Origin of the sequence: Marinomonas vulgaris, assembly GCF_018145875.1 — a bacterium.
GTDB lineage: Bacteria > Pseudomonadota > Gammaproteobacteria > Pseudomonadales > Marinomonadaceae > Marinomonas > Marinomonas vulgaris.
Genome location: NZ_JAGSSV010000002.1, coordinates 226,817 through 248,736, shown reverse-complemented (window position 1 = coordinate 248,736; position 21,920 = coordinate 226,817). Strand labels below are relative to the sequence as shown.

Sequence of the window (21,920 nt, the reverse complement as noted above, 5' to 3'; positions counted from 1 at the left end):
CTTAGTCCTCTGAATCGCTTTTAAATAAGAATTGACTGATAAGGGTCTCAAGGACGAGGGCCGACTGGGTATCGTAAATTTCATCGCCATTACCTAGCATTTCATCATCTGCACCAATAGACAGCCCGAGGTACTTTTCTCCCAAAAGGCCACTGGTTAATATCGCAATCGAACTGTCTAGTGGGATGTTATCCACGTCCGCGTCGATATTCATGGTCACAAGCCCCATATACAGCTCTTTATCCAAAACAATAGACTCAACCGAGCCAACCGTCACACCCGCAATAGTGACTTTTGCACGATTGGTTAAACCGCCAATGTCGTCAAATCTCGCGACAATTTGATAAGAGTCTTTTTTAGCAGAAAACGCCAACCCACTCACTTGAACTGCTAAATAGACGAAAGCAAGAACCCCTAAAACAATAAAACACCCAACAAACAACTCTGTACGCTTACTTCTCATTTCAAAAATCTCCAAACATGGCGGCAGTTAATACAAAGTCCAGCGCCAAAATAGCCAATGAACCTAATACGACAGTACGGGTGGTTGCTTTCCCTATCCCTTCTGATGTGGGAACACACTCGTACCCCTGATAAACAGCGATCCAAGTAACAGCAACAGAAAAACACAAAGCCTTGATAAAACCGTTAATAATATCGGTATCAAAATATACGGATTGCTGCATTTGCGACCAAAAAGCACCATCATGAACCCCCAACCAATTTACCGACACAACATAGCCACCCATGATCCCGGTTGCTGAGAAAATCAGGCTTAACAAGGGCAAACAAATTACCCCAGCGATGAACCTCGGCGCTATCACACGACGCAGCGGATCGACACCCATCATTTCAAAGCTCGACAGCTGCTCAGTCGCTTTCATCAGACCAATTTCCGCGGTTAACGAAGAGCCGGCTCGACCGGCAAACAACAAAGCCGTAACCACTGGCGCCAATTCACGCAACAACGACAGCGCCAACAATTGCCCTACCGCTTCTTCCGAACCAAACTTGGCCAAAATACTGTAACCTTGCAGCGCCAACACCATGCCAATAAAAGCACCAGACACCACCACAATAACCAGCGACAACACACCCACCGAGTAAAGTTGTTGCACCAGCAGCCGTACTGCCTCATTAAAGCGCACAGGCACACGAAAAATACTTTGCGCTAAAAAAATGCCCGCTCGCCCGACGGCCTCAAACCAATCCAGCAAAGCCGCACCTAAGAGGGAAATGGATTTCATATAACCGCCTCTTCACTGTGTTTATCTTCAGGGTAGTGAAAAGGCACAGGCCCGTCCGGCTCACCTTTTAAAAACTGCACCACTTGAGGGTCGCTAGACGCTTGAATCTCCGCCGCAGAGCCTTCAGCAATCACTGTGCCACCAGACAAAATACAAACGTGGTCAGCAATTGAAAGAGACTCTTCCACATCGTGCGACACCAACACCGACGTAATATTAGCGTCGTCGTTGAGTTGTCGTATCAGTTTCACCAAAACGCCTTTCGAAATAGGATCTTGCCCAGTAAAGGGCTCATCGTACATGACCAATTCTGGGTCTAACGCAATGGCTCTCGCCAACGCCACACGACGCGCCATACCACCGGACAACTCCGAAGGCATCAAACTTGCTGCGCCACGCAACCCCACACTGTGCAATTTACTGGACACAATTGTTGCTATCTCATCTCGAGTAAGCTTGGTGTGTTCTTCCATCGGGAAGGCAATATTTTCAGCAACAGACATATCACTGAATAAAGCGCCGCTTTGGAACAACATGCCCATTTTTTTTCTCACTTTATACAGAGCAGATCGAGACAAGGCATGAACATTTTGGCCATCTACTAAAATTGTGCCACTATCTGGTGTAAGTTGAGCAGCAATCAAACGCAACAAGGTGGTTTTCCCTGTGCCGCTTGGCCCCATAACCGCGGTTATCTTCCCTTTAGGTATCGTGAGGGAAACATCGTCATAGATCATCCGCCCCCCTCTTGAAAAGCGCACGTTCTGAACTTTTATATAAGCCTCTGTCACTGCCACACCTTTAATCCTGATAAAAACGTTTAGATATTACCATCGGGACTCTGCAAATAACATCGCGGCTCAGTCAAATCCATTTTGTTTGTAAGATCAAAACTTGAATTTCAACGTCAAACCTCATTAAATGGTAGCCCCTAATATTATGAGTCACGCCACCACCATGCTGTTGTTTTCCATTGCCCTTATTGCAGGGCTAATTTTACTGGTTATGAGTTCCGACAAATTCATTGAACATTCTGCTTTAGTTGCGGAAAAGCTAAACGTAAATCCCATGGTAATTGGCATCACCTTGGTGGCATTTGGCACCTCGGCACCTGAGATGGTGGTGTCCGCTATTGCTGCATTTGACAACGCGCCAGAAATTGCCATTGGTAATGTTTTAGGTTCAAACATTGCTAACATTGCTTTAGTTCTGGGCGTCACCTTGCTCTTTTCTGCGATTCCTGTCGCCAAAGGGTTATCGACCAAAGAGGTGCCACTTGTGTTAGCAATCACAGTATTAGTGGGTGTATTGCTCTTTGATCAAGCACTAACCACATGGGATGGCATCATTCTGATCTTGGCTTTTGTGGTGATATTGACCCTTTTGTTGCGTGGTAATAAGGATTTAGAGGCAGAACTGCAAGACAGTCTGCCAGAAGAAGACGATAGTTCTATTGGTAAATCTATAGTCATTGCTGTGATTGGTTTGGCCATTCTGATAGGCAGCTCTAAATTATTGGTATGGGGTGCGATTGGGATTGCGACGGCACTCGGCGTGAGCGAGCTGGTTATAGGGCTCACCATAGTGGCCGTTGGTACTAGCTTACCCGAGTTAGCAGCTTCAGTAAGTAGCGTTCGTAAGGGGCATCATGATATTGCCATTGGCAATATACTCGGCTCGAATATTTTTAATCTTGCAACAGTGCTACCCTTGCCAGCTTTAATCGCACCCGGCTTAATAGATAATAGTGTTGTAGCTCGCGATTACCCTTGGGTCTTGGGCTTGACGGCGGCCTTGGCCATTGCTGTATTTGTGTTTCAGCGCTCGAAGAACAATCGCGTTCCAAGATGGATTGGTTTACCACTCATTTTATCTTATGCCGCTTATCTGCTGATCGTTAGTACCAGCAGTGTGGCTTAATTATTATGGCTAAAAATCGCACCCTTTTGAGTCGTATCGGATTAATCATTATGGGTTTAGGTGTCGCCTCTTCGGCTTTCTGGTTTGGCGCTACCACCAAGGAATCTCTCGTACAGGATAACTCGTTGAGCAGTTCACCGGATTACTTCATCACAAAAGTAGCAGTGAAAAAATTCGACGACACTGGGGCTCTTGTAGAAACGCTGCATGCAGAGCAGACGCTTCACTATATCGCCAGATCCACAACCCTTCTTGAAAATCCAAGTGTCGAGCGCAGAAACGTCTCAGGGAAATGGACAGCAAAAGCAGATAAAGGCGTTATCGAAGACGGAAGTGATGATATCCTACTGACAGACAACGCCACGGCCACCAAACAATATTTAGATGCAGAAGACATCCAATTGATGGCCGACAATGTACATTATTTAGACAATGATCAAACATTAACCAGTTATGGCAATGCAACATTACTTTCTACGCAGGGCAAAACTTCCGCTGAGACAATTACTACGTTTGTTCACTCAGAAGAAGTTATCATGACCGGATCCGTACGAGGACTATATGAATCAATTCGTTAACGCCAGCATCATAGTAGCTTCCATTTTATGGAGCCAAGGCGCTTTTGCATTACCCGAAGACGTCAACATGCCATTGGAAATTCAAGCCGATGAAGCATCTTTCAATCAAAATACCGGTGAAGCCATTTATCAAGGTAATGTTTTTGTCAAACAAGGCACCATCGAAATTCAGGCGGAATACTTAAAAGTCACCACCAACCCCGAAACTAGAACCTTTAGCCAACTCGAAGCCACGGGTAAGCCGGCTAAATTCAGTCAGCAAATTGATTGGAGTGGCAATATAGTCATCAGCCAAGGCAACGAAATACATTACTCTACCAGCGATTCGCAGCTTGAAATCATCGGCGAAGGGTATTTAAGCCGGATGCAAAACTCCATCACGGCGGACTATATTCTCTATAAAATCCAAGACGGCACTTTCAGCGCAGAAAAAAAAGACACAGGCCGAGTATCTATGACTTTACAACCTCAAACACCTGAGGCGAAAAAGTAAATGGCAATATTAGAAGCAAAGCACCTGGCCAAAAGTTATAAAAAGCGCCAAGTAGTCAAAGACGTGTCTATTTCGGTAGAGTCCGGCCAAGCGGTTGGCCTACTCGGACCTAACGGTGCTGGTAAGACTACCTGTTTTTATATGATAGTAGGCATGGTCACCAACGATGCCGGTGGTATTTTTATCGACGGGCAAGACATCACTCGCGATGCCATGCATGTACGTGCACAAAAAGGGGTTGGTTACCTTCCTCAAGAAGCCTCGATTTTTCGCAAAATGTCTGTTGAAGACAACATTTTGGCTATTTTGGAAACCCGAAAAGAGCTAAGCAAAAAGCAACAACAAGACAGAATGGAAGACTTACTAGAAGAATTTCATATAACTCATATTCGCAGTAACCTAGGAATGGCATTATCAGGCGGCGAAAGACGCCGTGTAGAAATAGCAAGGGCTGTCGCGATGAACCCAAAATTCATCCTACTAGATGAACCCTTTGCTGGTGTTGACCCTATTTCGGTTGGCGACATCAAACTCATCATAAAACACCTCCAAGAAAGTGGCATCGGCGTATTAATTACCGACCACAACGTCAGAGAAACACTCGACATTTGCGATAAGGCTTACATTGTTGGAAACGGTTACATTATTGCCTCGGGCGATGCTAGTACCGTCATCAATAATGAACAGGTTAAAAAAGTCTATTTAGGCGACGACTTCCGCCTGTAACCCCTTATCATCGTTGTAGAAAGGGAGTAGTATGCATAACTCGTTCCAATTCACTCAAATAGAAAGAGTTGCTCTATGAAGCAGTCTTTACAGTTAAAGCTTGGTCAACAACTGACCATGACACCGCAGCTGCAACAAGCCATTCGTTTGCTGCAATTGTCGACTTTGGATTTAAAACAAGAAATCCACGAATTTCTTGAATCTAACCCTCTTCTTGAACTCGACGACGACGAACAAATTCACGTTGACGTTCCTGCAAGCATTGAATCCAAAAGCGCAACGGACACGCCCGTTGATACGCAATCTGAAGAGCCTCGACTCGAATCCGAATGGACAGAAAGCATCCCAGAAGAACTCTCCATTGATAGCAATTGGGATGATACCTATCAGAGCTCGGCAGCCGTCAGTGATCTCAACAGTCATGATGGTGATGGTGATTTTGAAAACCGCAACGCGCCAGCAGAAAGCATTCAAGACCACCTTATTTGGCAGTTAAATCTGACTCACATGTCAGACCGAGACATCGAAATCGCTTACGCTATTATTGAATGTGTTCAGCCAGACGGTTACTTGAGCATTTCTACCGAGGACATTTGTGAGTCTTTGTGCCAAGTGCTAGACGACCTAGACATCGACGAAGTCATGGCTGTACAGCATAGATTGCAACGCTTTGACCCAGTCGGCGTATGCTCAATTGACTTACGCGACTGCCTACTGGTGCAACTTGAAGCCTTTAATACACACCCACTGTTCAAGAGCACCTACAACCTTATTGATCTGTACCTGCCTTTGCTGGGTAATCGGGATTTCGCTCAATTAAGCCGGAAAACCAAACTAAAAGACGAAGCACTCAAGGAAGTGGTGGATTTAATCCAACAGCTGAATCCGCGCCCAGGCTCAGTGATCGACGCCGACGACACCGATTATGTCATTCCTGATGTGTCCGTTAAAAAACGTCACAACGTATGGCAAGTTGAGCTCAATAACGAAGCCTTACCACCCGTTAAAATCAATGAAACCTACTCCGCAATGGCCAGCACAGCGGCCACCTCTGAAGACGCAACTTACATAAAAACGTCTTTACAGGAAGCAAAATGGTTCATCAAAAGCTTACAAAGTCGGAATGAAACTCTACTGAAAGTGGCCAGCTGCATCGTCAGTCGTCAAATTGACTTTTTTGAGTTGGGCGAAGAGGCCATGAAACCCATGGTATTGCACGATGTTGCCGAAGAAGTGGGCATGCATGAATCGACTATTTCTCGAGTAACAACCCAAAAATACATGCACACGCCAAAAGGCATTTTTGAGCTAAAATACTTCTTTTCTAGCCATGTTAACACCGCTTCTGGAGGAGAATGTTCTTCCACAGCGATACGCGCTATGATTAAAAAATTGGTGGCCGATGAGCCAGCTAAAAAACCATTAAGCGATAATAAATTAGCGGCTATTTTAGCCGATCAGGGCATACAGGTTGCAAGACGCACTGTGGCCAAATATCGTGAGGCGATGAACATCCCTCCTTCCAACGAACGAAAACGACTGATCTAAACGGATACCATTTTATCATGTCCTTGAAATCATTATTAAAAGCAGAACTTGTTCTTGCTAAACAAGACATTGTGAGCAAAAAACGCGTCCTTGAGTGCGTGGCCGACGTGGTGTCTAACCGATTGCATTGCGATAACGAAGCCATTTATGATGCCCTTTTAGGTCGAGAAAAACTCGGCAGCACCGGCATAGGTAATGGCATCGCCATTCCCCATTGTCGTTTAGAATCGGCCAACCAAACCGCCATTGTGGTGATGTCACTGCAAACGCCGATTGATTTTGACTCTATCGACAAAAGAGCAGTAGATCTTGTATTTGCCTTGATTGTGCCGCCTCAAGAATGCGATCAGCATCTTGCCACCTTGGCGCAAATTGCCGAACTGGCACAGTCGCCAGAAGCGCTCGACAAACTCCGAGCCGCACAAACTAACGAAGATCTATTTAATATATTTGACGCCCTCATATAGGAAGAAAGCATGCAAGAAGCGCCCATCACCATTATTAACAAACTGGGCTTACACGCTCGCGCAGCAGGCAAGCTGGTAGAAACAACATCTCTTTTTTCTTGTGACATCACCATTGAAAAAGACGGTCGAAATGTCGATGGAAAAAGCATTATGGCGATGATGATGCTGGCCGCAGGAAAAGGCACCGACATTCTGATCAAAACCAATGGCGAGGATGAAGAAGCGGCGTTAAAGGCCATCATCGAGCTTATTAACAATCGCTTTGGCGAAGACGAGTAATCTCTCATGTCTGAGCAAGATAACCTTAATCATCTGCAAACCATCACGGAGTCCTTGGAAGCGGGGACAACGGTACAGATACGTTATTTGCTCAATGGCGCTTTACCCGCTCAAGATGTCGCACGGTTATTAGAATCCTCTCCTCCAAAAGAGCGTAAGTTACTTTGGGAGCTGATCGAAGCTAAAAACGAAGGCGAAGTACTTCAATACCTCAGTGAAGAAATTGGCGTCCAATTTCTAAAAGACATGGATACAGAGCGGCTGATTGCCGTTTCTGAGCACTTTGAAAGCGATGATCTGGCCGATTTACTTCAGCATTTGCCTGAGACCATCGTAAAGGAAGTCCTTGCTTCCATGACCGCGCAAGACAGAATGCGGCTTGAAGCTCTATTAAGCTACTCGGAAGATTCCGCTGGTGGCTTGATGAACACGGACACCATTACTATACGACCAAACATTACTTTGGACATAGTGTTACGCTATTTACGCAGGCACAGCAAATTACCCGACATGACAGACAGCCTTTTAGTCGTCAGTCGTTCCGATCGCTTGCTTGGCATCTTGCCCCTCACCAGACTCCTTGTTTCTGATGTAAACCTAACCGTTCGCGACATCATGGAGACCGATTGCACTGTCATAAAAGCCGACACACCCGCCAATGAAGTTGCACAAATATTCGAAAAAATGGACTTGGTATCGGCACCCGTTGTCGACGGTACAACCCAAAAATTATTGGGTCGTATTACGATCGATGACGTGGTAGATGTAATTCGCGACGAAGCCGAGCACTCAATGCTAAGCATGGCAGGTTTAGACGAAGATGAAGACACCTTCTCCCCTATTCTGAAAACCACTCGACGCAGGGCTGTGTGGCTAGGTATCAATTTGGTCACCGCGTTTATCGCTTCCTATGTAATTGGATTGTTCCAAGACACCTTGGATCAGGTTGTGGCATTGGCTATTTTAATGCCGATTGTTGCTAGCATGGGCGGCATTGCTGGATCTCAGGTGTTAACGCTGGTGATTCGTGGTATTGCGCTGAACCAGATTGGCTCTGCTAATGCGCGGTGGCTACTAAATAGAGAGCTGATTGTCGGCCTTATCAATGGTCTATTGTGGGCGACGGTCATCGCAGCACTCACCGCCGTTTGGTTTGACAACATTAAGATTGCCTATATCATTGCGGGCGCAATCATAATAAACCTGCTATTTGCGGCCACCACTGGTACACTGCTGCCAATTTTATTGAAGAAGCTGGGTATCGATCCAGCACTCGCAGGCAGCGTAATTTTGACAACCGTGACCGATGTGGTCGGATTTCTTTCCTTCCTTGGTCTCGCTACTATTTTTCTTATATAGGTTCCCATGACAGATTTTGATCAATTTGAAAACGAAGAAGACATCCCTAAAAGCAAAACCCAGATCAAGCGTGAAATGGAAGCCTTGCAAGATTTAGGTAAAAAGCTCATGAGCTTGAGCAAAAATCAGTTAAAAAAAGTAGAGATGTCAGACACTCTACGCGAAGCGTTTGTCGAAGCAGGCCGTATAAAGCAACATGAAGCCATGCGCCGTCATATGCAATACATTGGTAAAGTGATGCGCACAGAAGACCATGAAGCCATCGCCCATCGCGTTGCTTTGTTTGATTCAACCTCTGCGGCGTACAACAAGCTGTTTCATCAGCTGGAAACCAAACGCGACGCTCTGATCGGTGAAAACAGCAAAGAAGTGCTGTCCCAATACCTTGACGAGAATCCAGAAATTGAAGAAATTCAATTGCTAAGACAGCTTATTCGCTTGTCTCAGAAAGAAGTTTCACAAGGATCAAACACCACTAATCGCAAAAAACTGTTTCGCTTTTTACGTGAAACTGAAGAAAAGCGTCTTGGTCTAAAGGAATAGTTCGAGCACTGTCGTTACTTATTCTGATATAAAACCTCAGTCAACCTGGTTGAACTGAGGTTTTTTTATTAACGCAATCGTCGGTGCGCTTGGCAAGGCATTTTGGCTCGTCGCTCGGATAACGAATCTTTATCGATAGAATAAACAAAATAGCCAGGCTCATCCTCTAACCCCGCTAATCGCTCACCAAAAGGCGAATACAACACACTGTGACCATAGGTTTGTCGTGTCGGACTGTGCCAACCACATTGACCAACACCTAACACGTAACATTGATTCTCTATGGATCGTGCGGCCAGTAAAATATCCCAGTGCGCCTTGCCGGTCACATAGGTAAATGCCGCAGGAACTAAGAAAACATCCGCCCCTTGCGCAGCCAATTCTCGATACAACTCTGGAAAACGCACGTCGTAGCAAATACTCAAACCGACATTAAAACCATCAACATTGACCATATTGAGTGCAAGATCGCCAGGTTCAATAGAATCAGATTCCTTATAAGACGCCGCCTTGTCATCCACCATCACATCGAATAAATGAATCTTGTCATAACGTTCTACAAAATCGCCCTCGGGATTAATTACCCAACATGTTTGCCTAACGCGCTTATGCTCAACTTCAGTCCCGTCTGGACGCGACAAGGAAGGATGAGAGCCGACCACAAGATAGATATTATGCAGCTTAGCTAAGTTTGAAATTCGTGCCAGTAAAACCGCTTGGTCTTCCGATTCCGCCAGCTGACGCATTTCTTTGCCACCAAACAGGAATACATTTTCAGGCAATACCACCAAACGAGCGCCGTCTTTGACGGCCAACTCGACCAAACGAGTTACTTCATTCAGGTTTTGCTGCCAATCTTTCGTACTGGTGAGCTGTATTGCGGCGATATTTAAGGTTGAAGTCATTTTGATTTACCCAATGGTTGATAGCGAACGGGGCTCATAACAGGATCATTGAAAGAGCCCTCTACCTTATATTGTACACTGGTCACCTTTGACAGCTGGTCACCAATTAACTTGTCGGTAATGAAGAGAATGCCCGCCAATTGCGGCGTTCCCCACAGCAGCCCAGCTAAGGGCAAGGTGCCCGAAATAGGAAAAGTAGCGGTCAATTTTTCGTTCAAGGTTTCAGTAACAATGTTCGCCTCACCAGACACCACCAATTCAGCGGAGGGTGAAATAATCGTAATCGGCGAGACCGTTTTCAAAATGCCGTTGTTCAGTGAAAGCGTCCCTTTGAAGGAGTCATAGGTTAAACCTGGCTGATACACATCCGAAAAATCCAAGGTCAAGCGCCTACTCAGCGCCCCCATATTAAAAATCCCCAACGCCTTCAAAAACGCAGGTAATTCATCAACTTTGACAAAGTTGCCATTCTCAGCTGAGAAGTCGATATTTCCCGAAACAGTTTCGCGAGCAAAATGGAAAGGATGACCTTGCCAATTCAACCCAACATCGATGTTGTATTTCTTGGACGAGACAAAAGCGTCGTTTGAAAATTTTCCTGTCAATTCAGCCAGATCAGCGCCATTTGCATTAATGGCCAGCTCGACGCTGGAATCGACTCCTCGGTCTAGCCAATAAAGATGCCCTTTAAATTGCCCAGTTTTTAGCTTGGAGCCGATAGGCTCTATTTTTACCCTATCACCGTCGCGTGTAATGGTCATTTGCCAGTCACCATAAGGGCTTTCATTCAAATAAAACTGGTCAACCGATAGGCTCATATTAGGGATTTGTTGCGCTGTGATTGGTGCAATTGAGGCGTCGGTTTCTGCAACAGACACATCTTCTGGCTCGGTGTTCCAACTGAGAAAACCAAAGTGCACATCTGGCACGCCGCCTTGCTTAGTAATGGAAACATTCATTTCGTCAGAACTGACACGCAACGCGCCACCCTCACCGCGATTATAGGCAAGTTTAACGTTGTGCCAGGTGTTGTAATCGTTCACCACCACTTCGTCTACAATGACGTTGGCTTGGCTTACCCATTCCGGCAAATCAAAGTTCGGCGCTTGATTCTCAACACTCGCCTTAGTATCGGACAAATCCGTAAACGCCGACTGCCAATCTTCCACCATGAAACGCTGGAAACTGCCCGTTACAACCAAACCTTTGGGAATAGAAGAGCGTAGGGTCATGCCATCTTTTCTTCCAAGAACCAACTCTCCACCAGCAAAAGCGCCGTCTTGCAGCAAGATGCGCGCCTTAGACATAGCAGCGTAGTCGGCATCTATCACTATATCGCTTTCGTGCAACATCACCTTGACTCGCAGGGGGGTTTCTTCTTCTGCCGTTTTACCCACTGGCTCAGGCAAAGTGGCCGCCACTCCCACCAAAAGACTGTCGATATCAAGGTCGATTTGCCCCTCTTGAGATTCGTTTATAGCCAATCGTCCAGTATAACGAGCTTGACCTTGTATTTTCTTCACACCCACATCTGGAAGGTTGTTCCAGATGGCGACTTTTTTGATATCGACCGTTCCCGCTAAATCACCCAATATGGCCAATCCACCCTCCGGCGTGGTAGCTGAACTCAAGGCTAATTGAGTAACGCCACCCAAGGCTTGCACATCAAATTCAGAATCTGTCACACCACGCTCGGTATCGTAGTGAAATGCTCCCGACTGAACATAGCCTTCAAGCTGGATGTCTTTTATCGATAAAGCATTGTCTTGAAACGCTAGATTCAAGGCAACCTTAGCGTCTTGCCCCTCAGAAAAAGGAATCGCCACATCAAAATCACCAGAAACATCCCCCCCAACGTACCAGCTCTCGAACGGCTGTAGCACCAGCTCCGCCAGTGGAGTTTTGCGCAAGGTCGTCAGTAACAAGTTAACGTTCTCGTCCATCGCACCTCGCAAGTTCAACCAAGGCGCTTCTCCCTCAGTAACGGGCACACTGAGAGCGAGATTTTTTACCGGCAACTCTAACAAATACCCTGACGACACAGCCACAGAAACACCCGCCGCATCGTAAGCAAACGTCCCATTCACGTCCGTTGCTGTCGGCCAGTTTTTATCAAACATCACATCCGCATCTGACACAGCCATCTTGACCCTAACGTGTGGTTGACCACCCCCAGACAATTCGCCATGCACAATAACATCGGCCGTTGGGATCTGCCCATCGCCTTGAAAAGCCTCTTCGATCCACGTCATTAAATCTGTGCTCAACGCTTTGGGCGGAATATAGGTCAACCGATCATCGACCGATAAGTTATTGCCGTGTAAATCCAAAGCGATCAAATCAGGTTCACTGTCTCGCACTTCAAGGCGAAAACCACCGCTGACATCAGCGCCTTTACGTTGAACTATCAAATCTCGCCCAGAAACAACAAAAGCGTCTTGCTGTTTTTGCCAACCGACAAAACCCGATAAGGCGTCTGTGCGCCAAGCATCGTCGTACACTGTGTCGAAATAAAGCTGACTACCTTGGCCTTTAAAATCCACATAGCCGCCATCATTGGACAAACTCAAAATGGCGTTGATATTACTCACCTGAGGGATGCCGTTATAAGCATTCACAGAAGTGGATTGTAAGTTACTAAGAAACTGAAATGACACCTGCTCGTCTTCTTTCCACAGCCGAACTACGCCATTCTTGGCCGTACCAACAGGACTAAGACCGGTGAGGATTTTCGCTGCCACCGTCTCATCAGGAACAAAATACGCAGCAATACGGTTTGATAACGCCAAATCGAGTCGATTGAACGCCACACTAGATCGGCCAGTTAACGAAGACCAATCAAAGACCATATCGCTAGGGGGATAAATGACGCCCTCCTTGTCTTCAATTCGCAAATCACTCACATCCAAACGCACCGCGGGGTGTTTTTGAGCATAATTTAACTTAGCGGCAGAACGTAACTGGTAAGTCTGACCATCTTCAAATGCCAATGTCAGCGCCGTGTTTTGAGTCTGTATCTCCAACTCTTTACCCAGTCTATAATCCAGCCAGATATCGCTACCAAACCGAACGGATGCCAATGAAAAATTATTGCTAGGGAGAAGAGTGTCAACTGGCAGTGCCATGTCTGGCGTTTGAATTGACGCTTTAACACGATAATCACCCAAAACACTGTGTGTTTTATTGATGCGAGCACTTAGAGTCAGTGGTGAGGTCGCATCATCCAAATACAAATCAGCGCTTAGTAAGGATTCAAAGGTATTTTTAACCAGATAGATGTGAGGAATATTAAGCGTATGCTCTCCAAATTGGTCGCTGTCTACGGCCATATTGGCGTCAAGAATGGAAAAATTCTGTTGTGCTGACAAATAATCCAACACCCTTTCCATACCCACATCGTTTTGCTTGCTGCGAGACGCCGTGGCACCACTCAGCTGCCATTGCCCTTCTCGCTCTTGAAGGTTAACTGAGGGACGAATAAAACGAATGTAAGTAAACTGCGGGCTCAGATTTATCAGAGATTTTACCGTATCAAGCCGAACACGTAGCTCATCAATATTTACGGCGGTTTGGTCTTTGGTGTTCAGTTGAAATCCACTTATCGATACAGTCGGGTCAATGCCCTCTAACCGCCCATCAATATCGTTAAGACTAATTGGATAGCCAATAATTTGTTCTAAATTTTGCTCAATTTGAGGACGGTAATTATCAAGATAAGGCAGTAATTGCCCTACAGACAGGGCAAAAATCGCAATAATAGCTGAGAAAGTCACCGCTCCCCAAAAAGAAATAAGGATTAACTTACTCAATAGCCAGCGCATATTACGGCCTTATCTAATTAACGAAGGACAACATCGTATTGATCTTGAGTGTACACAGAATCCACCTGAAAGCGGATGCTTTTACCAATAAAAGCTTCTAGCTCAGCCACGGCAACACTTTCCTCATCCAGAAAACGTTCCACTACCGTACTAGCGGCTAACACAGTATAAGTTTGAGAATCGTAGGCGCGATCAGCCCGTAAAATCTCCCGAAACACCTCATAACATACCGTCTCTGGGGTTTTCACTAAACCAATACCGCGACAAGATCGACAAGGCTCACACAAGGTTTGCCCCAAACTTTCTCGGGTGCGTTTACGGGTCATTTCAACCAAGCCTAGCTCAGAAACACCGGTTATTTTGGTTTTTGCGTGGTCGCCTTCCAGTGTTTTTTCCAACATCCGCAACACTTGTCGCTTATGTTCTTCGTCTTCCATGTCGATAAAATCGATAATGATGATGCCACCTAGGTTTCGCAACCTAAGCTGTCGACCTATGGCCGTTGCGGCCTCAAGATTGGTTTTATAAATGGTTTCTTCAAGGTTTCGACTACCAACAAAAGCACCCGTATTCACATCGATCGTGGTCATGGATTCGGTTTGTTCAACCAACAAATACCCACCTGACTTTAACTGCACCTTACGATCCAGCGCCTTATGAATTTCGTCTTCTACGCTGTATAGATCGAAAATAGGACGCTCGCCTGGGTAGTATTCGATACGCTCTTTTAATTCTGGAATAAAATCTTCAGCAAACGCCCGCAATTTGGCGTAGTTCTCTTTTGAATCAATACGAATTTTTTCCGTGGTCAAGCCCACAAGATCTCGCATGGTACGAAGATGTAACGGTAAATCTTCATAGATAACAGACGGCGCTTTAGCATGTTGCATGCGGCGCTTTACCGATTGCCACAATCGAGTCAAAAACTTAATATCAGAAAGTATTTCTTCTTCGCCAGCACGTTCAGCGGCGGTTCTTAAAATATAACCGCTGTTTTCATCCGCATCGGTTAACGCACTGGACACCAAAGACTTCAAACGCTCGCGCTCTACTTCGTCTTCGATGCGCTGACTCACACCCACATGAGCTTGATCTGGCATGTACACAAGATAACGAGATGGAACAGACAAATGCGTGGTCAATCGCGCGCCTTTAGAGCTAATAGGGTCTTTGGTGACCTGCACCACCAGCGATTGGCCTTCACGCAAGTAATCACCTATTTGATCGCTCGGGTTCACCGCATCACGGCTAACCACTTCGGATACATGAATAAACGCCGCTCTTTCAAGGCCAATATCAACAAACGCCGCCTGCATACCTGGCAACACTCGGACGACTTTACCTTGGTAAATGTTGCCGACTATGCCTTTGCGACTCGAGCGTTCGATATAAACTTCTTGTAATACACCGTTCTCTACCAGCGCCACCCGGATTTCCATTGGCGTTACATTAATTAAAACATCTTCACTCATGGGGACAGTACCTCTAATGAATGGATTCCGAACTGAGACAATATCTGCGACGTTTCAAACAAAGGCAGACCAACAATAGCGGAATAAGAACCGGACATTGAGCGCACAAAAACCGCACCCAACCCTTGAATAGCATAAGAACCAGCTTTGTCTTGAGGCTCACCAGAACGCCAGTAATGTTCAATTTCGACATCTGAAATGTCACGAAAACACACATCACTGCTAACGCACTTAGCCACTAGGTGATCCTGCTCTAGGTTCGAAATACAGAGCGAGGTTAAAACTTGATGAGATCGACCGGAAAGCTGCCTTAACATGACTTTTGCTTCATCAAGGGAAGCGGGCTTTCCTAATATGTTGCCATCAATAACAACACTGGTATCGGAAGCAATAAAAATGGCCGCCTTGTCTTGTAGATCGGCGGCTTGCTGTTGGTATTTGTGTATCGAGGCCTGAGCTTTTTCTTTTGCCATACGCACCACATAATCGGCGGGAGCTTCTTGCTCGTAAGGCGTTTCATCAATATTGGCAGGCAACACCTGAAAAGACACTACCAATGTTCCCAACAACTCTTTTCTTCTCGGCGAGGCCGAAGCCAAAACAAGCATAATCCTTCCTCAAGCCCCACTAACGGATCGCATAAATACGCCGTACGCTGCGCAATACAATAAATGACCAAGGCCACAGCAGCCCCGTAATCACCGCTGGCATAAAGATCATCAACGTAGGATCAGCATGACCTAGGTAATGGTCTATCCAAAAATCCAACAGCTGGTTAATACTCACCAGTAAACAGATAAACACCGCCTGCTGCCACGTGTGGTACATTCTTAATCGTTTATAAAATACAGAACAAACATAAGCAATAATTACATACGTTAACGAATGCTGACCAATGATGCCACCTTGTAACAGATCTACCATCAGGCCCAAAAACCAAGCAGCGCCGACGCCAACACGAAACGGCAAGGCAATAACCCAATACAAGATAACCAACAATGCCCATTCCGGACGATACCAAACAAAGCCCTCAGGAAACGGCAAAGCCTCCAGCATCAAGGCCACTAGCAGGGTTAAGAAGAATACAATGAAAGGTTTCATTCAGCGTCCACCTTGGCCTTTTCAATCAACATAACATGACGACTTCGGCCCAATTGCGCCAACGGCACAACATCTACATCCGCGTAGGATTTACCTTGCGTATAGGTCACACTTCTAACCACACCAACGGGATAACCACTTGGAAAACGCTTATCCAAACCTGAAGTAGTGAGAATATCGCCTTTTTTTATGTCTACAGAACGAGGCACACTCATAAGCTCTAGTCGCTTCAAGCTACCTGTGCCGCGCAAAATGCTACGAAAACCGGTTCGTGCAAGTTGCACAGGCACAAAGTGACTGGCATCAGCAATCAACAGCACTCGACTGCTATAAGCCGACATTTCCACAACTTGACCTAACACACCCGTCGCGTCTAACACAGGCTGACCAACATAAGCACCCGAAGAAAAGCCTTTGTCTATCATCAGTTTGTGGCTGTAAGCGTTCTGATCAAAGCCAATGACTTCCGCCATGACAATCTTTTCATCCACGCGCTGTGAGGCATCGAGCAATTCGCGCAAACGAACATTTTCGGCTTGGAGGGAATCCAGTCGCTGCTGTCGACTGCGTAGTAGCAAGACTTCGCCTTGTAGAGCTTGGTTCTCTTGAACCAAATCTTCACGACTAGCGAGGTGTTCACTCGCCCAATTCAGGGCTTTTTGCGGAGCTGTGACAACAATCTGGATCGGCGTCACGAACAAAGTCAGGTAAGGCCTTGCATTCGCGAACATCCCATAACGAACATCCGCGACTATCATCGCCACTGACAAGAGTACCAATATCACAAAACGGGCACTGGATACCTTGCCATTAAAGGGAAGCGAATTATTAATGACACACTCCTAACTTTTACTCGTTATCAGCAGTGAAAAGTTCAGAAGTATGCTTGTCCATCATTTCTAATGCCATGCCGCCGCCACGGGCCACACAAGTAAGCGGGTCGTCAGCGATAATCACTGGCAAGCCTGTTTCTTCGCTGATCAGACGATCGATTTCACGCAACAAGGCACCACCGCCGGTTAATACCAAACCGGTTTCACCGATATCTGCCGCCAACTCAGGAGGCGACTGCTCAAGCACCGCTTTGATCGCTTGAACGATTTGCGCCAAAGGCTCTTGAAGCGCTTCTAAGATTTCTGTGCTGTGCAAAGTAAACATACGCGGAATACCTTCCGCCAAGTTTCGTCCGCGCACATCAATTTGCAACTCTTCACCGGAATGGTACGCCATGCCGATTTCAGTCTTGATTCGCTCTGCGGTGGCATCACCGATCAGGCTGCCGTATTGGCGACGCACGTAAGTAGTAATGGCTTCGTCAAAACGGTCGCCACCCACACGAATAGATTCGGAAGTCACAATACCATTCAATGAAATAATGGCGATTTCTGTCGTACCACCACCAATGTCTATCACCATGGAACCCGATGCTTCAGCCACTGGCAAGCCCGCACCAATCGCAGCGGCCATTGGCTCTTCAATGATGTACACTTCTCGCGCACCGGCACCCAATGCAGATTCTTTGATCGCACGACGCTCAACTTGCGTAGACTTACATGGCACACATACCAGCACTCTTGGGCTTGGCTTTAAAAAACTGTTTTCGTGCACTTTAGAGATAAAATACTGCAACATTTTTTCTGTTACATGAAAATCAGCGATCACCCCGTCTTTCATTGGGCGAATGGCGGTAATGTTGCCCGGCGTTCTACCTAACATACGCTTCGCGTCTGTGCCCACTGAAGCCACTGTTTTTTGATTGCCATTGTGGCGAATAGCAACAACAGATGGCTCATCAAGCACGATGCCGCGACCACGAACGTAGATAAGGGTATTTGCCGTTCCTAAGTCGATTGATAAATCGCTTGAAAACATTCCCCTGATTTTCTTAAACATGAATTTGTACACCCTGATAATACGATACGAACAGCGTCAAAATGTAACAATCAAGGGGGGATTGGGCAAGTTGATTCAGCGTAAATTTTCAAAAACTTCACAGCTATTCCCTTGTTTACTAAAATATTTTTAATAATTGCAAAATAAGCTGTGTTTTTAACCAAGCGTGCTTTATAGGCTCACATTGAAGAGATACAATAGCGGCCATTTACGATTGACAAAGGAATCAGGTGGAACATGTCCATAGACAAACAAGACGTGCAAAAAATTGCGCACCTGGCGCGCCTCGCCCTTACTGAGGAAGACGCCGACCAGTACCAACACTCCTTATCCAGCGTTCTATCGCTTGTTGAGCAAATGCAATCTGTGAATACCGATGGCGTAGAACCGCTTTCAAACCCACTGGAAATGACGCAAAGACTGCGTGAAGACAAAGTCACCGAAGAGAATCGCCGAGACGCATTTTTAGCCAATGCCCCCAAAACTGACGCCGGCCTTTTCCTAGTCCCTCAAGTGATTGAATAACGAGACCCTATCATGTTTGAACAGAGCATCAGCACCCTTGCGCAAAAGCTGCGCGACAAAGAAGTATCCAGCGTCGAGTTGACTCGTCTTTTCCTCGATCGCATTAAAACCATTGACCCACAACTTAACAGCTTCATCACTGTCAGCGATGAACTGGCACTGCAACAAGCCAAAGCGGCAGATACTCTTCTTGCCAATGGCAACGCCACCAGCTTGACGGGCATTCCCATCGCACACAAAGATTTATTTTGCACCCAGGGCACCCTAACGACGTGCGGCTCCAACATCTTAAACAATTTTATCCCACCGTATGAATCCACGGTAACCAGCCGATTTCAGCAAGCCGGCGCGGTTATGCTGGGCAAAACCAACATGGATGAATTTGCCATGGGTTCATCGAACGAAAACAGCTTCTACGGCGCAGTAAAAAACCCTTGGGATCTTAACAAAGTGCCAGGCGGTTCTTCTGGTGGCTCCGCCGCAGCGGTATCAGCTGGCCTTGCTGTAGCAGCGACCGGCACAGACACAGGCGGTTCGATTCGCCAACCCGCGTCTTTTTGTGGCATCACTGGTTTAAAACCCACCTACGGTCGAGTGTCTCGCTTTGGCATGATCGCCTACGCATCCAGCCTTGACCAAGGCGGCCCAATGGCAAAAAGTGCCGAAGATTGCGCACACCTAATGCAAGCTATGGGTGGCTTTGATGATAAAGATTCCACATCATCTGAAACACCAAACGATGATTATTTGACAAACTTGAATGCACCGCTTACTGGTCTTACTATCGGCTTGCCAAAAGAATACTTTGGTGAAGGCTTAGATTCTAAGGTCGCCGACACCATTAATACAGCCGTTAAAGAATTTGAAAAGCTTGGCGCCACCATTAAAGATGTTTCACTGCCCAATTTGCAACTGAGCATCCCAGCGTATTACGTAATTGCACCATCCGAAGCATCGTCCAACCTATCTCGCTTCGACGGCGTTCGCTTTGGCCATCGCTGTGAAAACCCAAAAGATTTAATGGATATGTACACACGCTCGCGTGCTGAAGGCTTTGGTAGAGAAGTTCAAAAACGCATCATGGTCGGCACTTACGCGCTGTCAGAGGGTTATTACGACGCCTATTACTTGAAAGCTCAAAAGATTCGTCGCCTCATCAAAGAGGATTTTGTCAACGCCCTTAAAGAAGTGGATGTGATTATGGGCCCTGTTGCTCCGACCACGGCATTTGGCCTTGGAAGCAAAACCAGCGACCCTGTGGCCATGTATCTAGAAGACATTTACACCCTATCCGTTAACTTAGCCGGCATCCCTGCTATGTCTGTTCCAGCGGGCTTTGTTGACGGTATGCCAGTTGGACTACAAATCATGGGCGACTACTTTGCTGAAGCGAAACTGCTAAACATCGCCCACCAATATCAGCAGCATACTGATTGGCATTTACAAACCCCTGACTTAGCAAAAGGAGCACAAGCATGAATTGGGAAGTAGTCATTGGCCTTGAGATTCATACTCAGCTCTCTACCAAATCTAAATTGTTTTCTGGTGCTGCAGTTGGGTTTGGCGCAGAACCAAACACTCAAACCACCTTAGTGGACCTTGGAATGCCAGGCGCTTTACCGGTTTTTAACAAAGAAGCATTACGCATGGCGGTGATGTTTGGCCATGCCATTAATGCAGAAATTGGCATGACGTCCGTATTTGCTCGCAAAAACTATTTTTACCCAGATTTGCCTAAAGGCTACCAAACCAGCCAAATGGATCATCCTATCGTTGGCAAAGGGTATTTAGACGTCACATTGGAAGATGGCACTACATCACGTGTCGGCATCACCCGCGCGCACCTTGAAGAAGACGCCGGTAAATCCTTGCACGAAGATTTTCATGGTATGACGGGCATCGATTTAAACCGTTCGAGCACGCCTCTGCTGGAAATCGTTTCCGAACCGGATATCCGTTCTGCCAAGGAAGCCGTCGCTTATGTGAAAATGATTCACTCTATTGTGACTTATCTTGGCATTTGTGATGGCAACATGGCTGAAGGCTCAATGCGCTGCGACATCAACTTGTCTTTGCGTCCAAAAGGGCAACAAGAATACGGCACACGCACCGAGATCAAAAACGTCAACTCGTTCCGCTTTATTGAAAAGGCCATCTACACCGAAATCGAGCGTCAGGCTGACATCCTTGAAGACGGTGGACGTATTATCCAAGAAACACGCTTGTATGATCCAGAGAAAAACGAAACACGCAGCATGCGCTCTAAAGAAGACGCTAACGACTACCGCTACTTCCCCTGCCCAGACCTGCTGCCTATTGTGTTAACGCAGGAATATGTAGATGACATCAAAGCCACGCTACCTGAGCTACCAAGCCAAAAAGCGGCTCGCTTCCAAAGCGAATACAGCTTAAGCGAATACGATGCGCACGTATTGTCTTCGTCTCGCGCCATGGCCGAGTACTTTGAAAACGCTCAAAGCGTGGTAAAAGATGCGAAACTGACGGCTAACTGGGCAATGGGCGAATTGAGTAAATTACTCAATCAAGAACAGATCGATATTGATCAGTCGCCGGTAAACGCAATCGCTTTCGGTGAATTATTGGTTCGTATCAAAGACAATACTATCAACGGCAAAACCGCCAAAGATGTGTTGCAGGCCATGTGGCAAGGAGAAGGCTCCGCCGATGACATCATTGAGGCGAAAGGCCTGAAGCAAGTCACCGACACAGGCGCCATTGAAGCCATGATCCAAGGCATTCTCGATGCCAATACAGCACAAGTGGAGCAATTCCGCGCGGCCGACGAAGATAAGCAGAAGAAAATGATTGGCTTCTTTGTTGGGCAAGTAATGAAAGCCTCACAAGGCAAAGCCAACCCTGGCATGGTCAATCCTATCTTGGCTAAAATGCTGAAAGGTTAATCGTTATTTGGCAACTGCTATAAGCGCTATTCTGTTAGAACGATGAAAATACCGTACTTTGAGTACGGTATTTTTTTATCCCATCGCCCCTATTCCCTCAGCCATCAATATTCTAGAATAGA

22 protein-coding genes are annotated in these 21,920 nt (G+C 46.4%); 12 read left to right on the top strand and 10 right to left on the bottom strand.

Features of this window, described 5'->3' with window-relative positions; genetic code table 11:
* Position 1 precedes the first annotated feature (1 nt).
* Genes mlaD through J9B83_RS03375 form a run of 3 tightly spaced genes read right to left on the bottom strand, consistent with a single transcriptional unit; the run spans position 2 to position 1,984 of the window.
* Entirely contained in the window at positions 2-463 is a 462-nt protein-coding gene (gene mlaD / locus J9B83_RS03385; protein ID WP_211535320.1) for an outer membrane lipid asymmetry maintenance protein MlaD, read from the bottom strand.
* A 1-nt stretch (position 464) separates the two neighbouring features.
* Positions 465-1,247, bottom strand: a complete 783-nt coding sequence (gene mlaE / locus J9B83_RS03380; RefSeq protein ID WP_211535319.1) for a lipid asymmetry maintenance ABC transporter permease subunit MlaE — start codon at positions 1,245-1,247, stop codon at positions 465-467.
* Positions 1,244-1,984 carry an ABC transporter ATP-binding protein gene (locus J9B83_RS03375; protein WP_236037084.1) on the bottom strand — a complete coding sequence of 247 codons (741 nt, stop codon included), beginning with the start codon at positions 1,982-1,984 and terminating at the stop codon, positions 1,244-1,246. The genes mlaE and J9B83_RS03375 overlap by 4 nt, the downstream gene beginning before the upstream one ends.
* A 202-nt stretch (positions 1,985-2,186) precedes the next feature.
* On the opposite strand from J9B83_RS03375, the gene J9B83_RS03370 reads away from it, so the two are divergent.
* The 9 genes from J9B83_RS03370 to yjgA all read left to right on the top strand — a co-directional run bounded on the left by J9B83_RS03370 (position 2,187) and on the right by yjgA (position 9,160).
* Positions 2,187-3,167 (top strand): calcium/sodium antiporter, encoded by a 981-nt coding sequence (locus J9B83_RS03370; protein WP_236037083.1) that lies wholly within the window; start codon positions 2,187-2,189, stop codon positions 3,165-3,167.
* Between the two features lie 5 nt (positions 3,168-3,172).
* On the top strand, positions 3,173-3,745 hold the full coding sequence (lptC, locus tag J9B83_RS03365; protein ID WP_211535317.1) for an LPS export ABC transporter periplasmic protein LptC: 573 nt from the start codon (positions 3,173-3,175) through the stop codon (positions 3,743-3,745).
* Positions 3,729-4,238 carry a lipopolysaccharide transport periplasmic protein LptA gene (lptA, locus tag J9B83_RS03360; protein WP_211535316.1) on the top strand — a complete coding sequence of 170 codons (510 nt, stop codon included), beginning with the start codon at positions 3,729-3,731 and terminating at the stop codon, positions 4,236-4,238. Before lptC ends, lptA begins: the two co-directional genes overlap by 17 nt.
* Positions 4,239-4,964, top strand: coding sequence for an LPS export ABC transporter ATP-binding protein (gene lptB, locus J9B83_RS03355; RefSeq protein WP_211535315.1), 726 nt, complete (start codon positions 4,239-4,241; stop codon positions 4,962-4,964). It begins immediately after the preceding gene.
* Positions 4,965-5,039: 75 nt separating this feature from the next.
* Positions 5,040-6,512, top strand: a complete 1,473-nt coding sequence (locus J9B83_RS03350) for an RNA polymerase factor sigma-54 (protein ID WP_211535314.1) — start codon at positions 5,040-5,042, stop codon at positions 6,510-6,512.
* 17 nt (positions 6,513-6,529) lie between these two features.
* Positions 6,530-6,979 (top strand): PTS IIA-like nitrogen regulatory protein PtsN, encoded by a 450-nt coding sequence (ptsN, locus tag J9B83_RS03345; protein ID WP_211535313.1) that lies wholly within the window; start codon positions 6,530-6,532, stop codon positions 6,977-6,979.
* A gap of 9 nt (positions 6,980-6,988) precedes the next feature.
* Entirely contained in the window at positions 6,989-7,258 is a 270-nt protein-coding gene (locus tag J9B83_RS03340; RefSeq protein WP_211535312.1) for an HPr family phosphocarrier protein, read from the top strand.
* A gap of 6 nt (positions 7,259-7,264) precedes the next feature.
* The gene (gene mgtE, locus J9B83_RS03335; RefSeq protein ID WP_211535311.1) at positions 7,265-8,617 is read left to right on the top strand and encodes a magnesium transporter; all 1,353 of its coding nucleotides are present in this window, start codon (positions 7,265-7,267) and stop codon (positions 8,615-8,617) included.
* A gap of 6 nt (positions 8,618-8,623) precedes the next feature.
* The gene (gene yjgA / locus J9B83_RS03330) at positions 8,624-9,160 is read left to right on the top strand and encodes a ribosome biogenesis factor YjgA (RefSeq protein WP_211535310.1); all 537 of its coding nucleotides are present in this window, start codon (positions 8,624-8,626) and stop codon (positions 9,158-9,160) included.
* Between the two features lie 68 nt (positions 9,161-9,228).
* On the opposite strand, the gene J9B83_RS03325 is transcribed toward yjgA, so the two are convergent.
* From J9B83_RS03325 to J9B83_RS03295, 7 genes are all read right to left on the bottom strand, one after another.
* Complete coding sequence (locus J9B83_RS03325; RefSeq protein ID WP_211535309.1) at positions 9,229-10,065, bottom strand: carbon-nitrogen hydrolase family protein; 837 nt, start codon at positions 10,063-10,065, stop codon at positions 9,229-9,231.
* Positions 10,062-13,874, bottom strand: a complete 3,813-nt coding sequence (locus J9B83_RS03320; RefSeq protein ID WP_236037082.1) for a YhdP family protein — start codon at positions 13,872-13,874, stop codon at positions 10,062-10,064. Before J9B83_RS03320 ends, J9B83_RS03325 begins: the two co-directional genes overlap by 4 nt.
* Positions 13,875-13,903: 29 nt before the next feature.
* Positions 13,904-15,358 (bottom strand): ribonuclease G, encoded by a 1,455-nt coding sequence (gene rng / locus J9B83_RS03315; protein ID WP_211535307.1) that lies wholly within the window; start codon positions 15,356-15,358, stop codon positions 13,904-13,906.
* Positions 15,355-15,966, bottom strand: coding sequence for a Maf family protein (locus tag J9B83_RS03310; RefSeq protein WP_211535306.1), 612 nt, complete (start codon positions 15,964-15,966; stop codon positions 15,355-15,357). The genes rng and J9B83_RS03310 overlap by 4 nt, the downstream gene beginning before the upstream one ends.
* Before the next feature lie 19 nt (positions 15,967-15,985).
* Positions 15,986-16,459, bottom strand: a complete 474-nt coding sequence (gene mreD, locus J9B83_RS03305) for a rod shape-determining protein MreD (RefSeq protein ID WP_211535305.1) — start codon at positions 16,457-16,459, stop codon at positions 15,986-15,988.
* Positions 16,456-17,244: a rod shape-determining protein MreC gene (gene mreC, locus J9B83_RS03300; protein ID WP_328797687.1), complete on the bottom strand. Its 789-nt coding sequence runs from the start codon at positions 17,242-17,244 to the stop codon at positions 16,456-16,458. Before mreC ends, mreD begins: the two co-directional genes overlap by 4 nt.
* A gap of 64 nt (positions 17,245-17,308) precedes the next feature.
* The gene (locus J9B83_RS03295; protein ID WP_211535304.1) at positions 17,309-18,352 is read right to left on the bottom strand and encodes a rod shape-determining protein; all 1,044 of its coding nucleotides are present in this window, start codon (positions 18,350-18,352) and stop codon (positions 17,309-17,311) included.
* Positions 18,353-18,589: 237 nt separating this feature from the next.
* Here J9B83_RS03295 and gatC point away from each other — a divergent pair, with 237 nt between their 5' ends.
* From gatC to gatB, 3 genes are read left to right on the top strand one after another with little or no spacing between them, the layout of a single operon-like run.
* Complete coding sequence (gatC, locus tag J9B83_RS03290; RefSeq protein ID WP_211535303.1) at positions 18,590-18,877, top strand: Asp-tRNA(Asn)/Glu-tRNA(Gln) amidotransferase subunit GatC; 288 nt, start codon at positions 18,590-18,592, stop codon at positions 18,875-18,877.
* 12 nt (positions 18,878-18,889) lie between these two features.
* On the top strand, positions 18,890-20,356 hold the full coding sequence (gene gatA / locus J9B83_RS03285) for an Asp-tRNA(Asn)/Glu-tRNA(Gln) amidotransferase subunit GatA (RefSeq protein ID WP_211535302.1): 1,467 nt from the start codon (positions 18,890-18,892) through the stop codon (positions 20,354-20,356).
* The gene (gene gatB, locus J9B83_RS03280; protein ID WP_211535301.1) at positions 20,353-21,798 is read left to right on the top strand and encodes an Asp-tRNA(Asn)/Glu-tRNA(Gln) amidotransferase subunit GatB; all 1,446 of its coding nucleotides are present in this window, start codon (positions 20,353-20,355) and stop codon (positions 21,796-21,798) included. The genes gatA and gatB overlap by 4 nt, the downstream gene beginning before the upstream one ends.
* Positions 21,799-21,920 lie beyond the last annotated feature (122 nt).

Excerpts from the sequence above, each read along its gene's own strand:
- mlaD (WP_211535320.1), bottom strand. The coding sequence starts at position 463 with ATGAGAAGTAAGCGTACAGAGTTGTTTGTTGGGTGTTTTATTGTTTTA.
- yjgA (WP_211535310.1), top strand. The coding sequence starts at position 8,624 with ATGACAGATTTTGATCAATTTGAAAACGAAGAAGACATCCCTAAAAGC.
- J9B83_RS03350 (WP_211535314.1), top strand. The coding sequence starts at position 5,040 with ATGAAGCAGTCTTTACAGTTAAAGCTTGGTCAACAACTGACCATGACA.
- lptC (WP_211535317.1), top strand. The coding sequence starts at position 3,173 with ATGGCTAAAAATCGCACCCTTTTGAGTCGTATCGGATTAATCATTATG.
- J9B83_RS03325 (WP_211535309.1), bottom strand. The coding sequence starts at position 10,065 with ATGACTTCAACCTTAAATATCGCCGCAATACAGCTCACCAGTACGAAA.
- ptsN (WP_211535313.1), top strand. The coding sequence starts at position 6,530 with ATGTCCTTGAAATCATTATTAAAAGCAGAACTTGTTCTTGCTAAACAA.
- mgtE (WP_211535311.1), top strand. The coding sequence starts at position 7,265 with ATGTCTGAGCAAGATAACCTTAATCATCTGCAAACCATCACGGAGTCC.
- J9B83_RS03375 (WP_236037084.1), bottom strand. The coding sequence starts at position 1,984 with ATGATCTATGACGATGTTTCCCTCACGATACCTAAAGGGAAGATAACC.
- gatB (WP_211535301.1), top strand. The coding sequence starts at position 20,353 with ATGAATTGGGAAGTAGTCATTGGCCTTGAGATTCATACTCAGCTCTCT.
- J9B83_RS03310 (WP_211535306.1), bottom strand. The coding sequence starts at position 15,966 with ATGCTTGTTTTGGCTTCGGCCTCGCCGAGAAGAAAAGAGTTGTTGGGA.
- lptA (WP_211535316.1), top strand. The coding sequence starts at position 3,729 with ATGAATCAATTCGTTAACGCCAGCATCATAGTAGCTTCCATTTTATGG.
- J9B83_RS03295 (WP_211535304.1), bottom strand. The coding sequence starts at position 18,352 with ATGTTTAAGAAAATCAGGGGAATGTTTTCAAGCGATTTATCAATCGAC.
- J9B83_RS03370 (WP_236037083.1), top strand. The coding sequence starts at position 2,187 with ATGAGTCACGCCACCACCATGCTGTTGTTTTCCATTGCCCTTATTGCA.
- gatA (WP_211535302.1), top strand. The coding sequence starts at position 18,890 with ATGTTTGAACAGAGCATCAGCACCCTTGCGCAAAAGCTGCGCGACAAA.
- lptB (WP_211535315.1), top strand. The coding sequence starts at position 4,239 with ATGGCAATATTAGAAGCAAAGCACCTGGCCAAAAGTTATAAAAAGCGC.
- gatC (WP_211535303.1), top strand. The coding sequence starts at position 18,590 with ATGTCCATAGACAAACAAGACGTGCAAAAAATTGCGCACCTGGCGCGC.
- J9B83_RS03340 (WP_211535312.1), top strand. The coding sequence starts at position 6,989 with ATGCAAGAAGCGCCCATCACCATTATTAACAAACTGGGCTTACACGCT.
- rng (WP_211535307.1), bottom strand. The coding sequence starts at position 15,358 with ATGAGTGAAGATGTTTTAATTAATGTAACGCCAATGGAAATCCGGGTG.
- mreD (WP_211535305.1), bottom strand. The coding sequence starts at position 16,459 with ATGAAACCTTTCATTGTATTCTTCTTAACCCTGCTAGTGGCCTTGATG.
- mlaE (WP_211535319.1), bottom strand. The coding sequence starts at position 1,247 with ATGAAATCCATTTCCCTCTTAGGTGCGGCTTTGCTGGATTGGTTTGAG.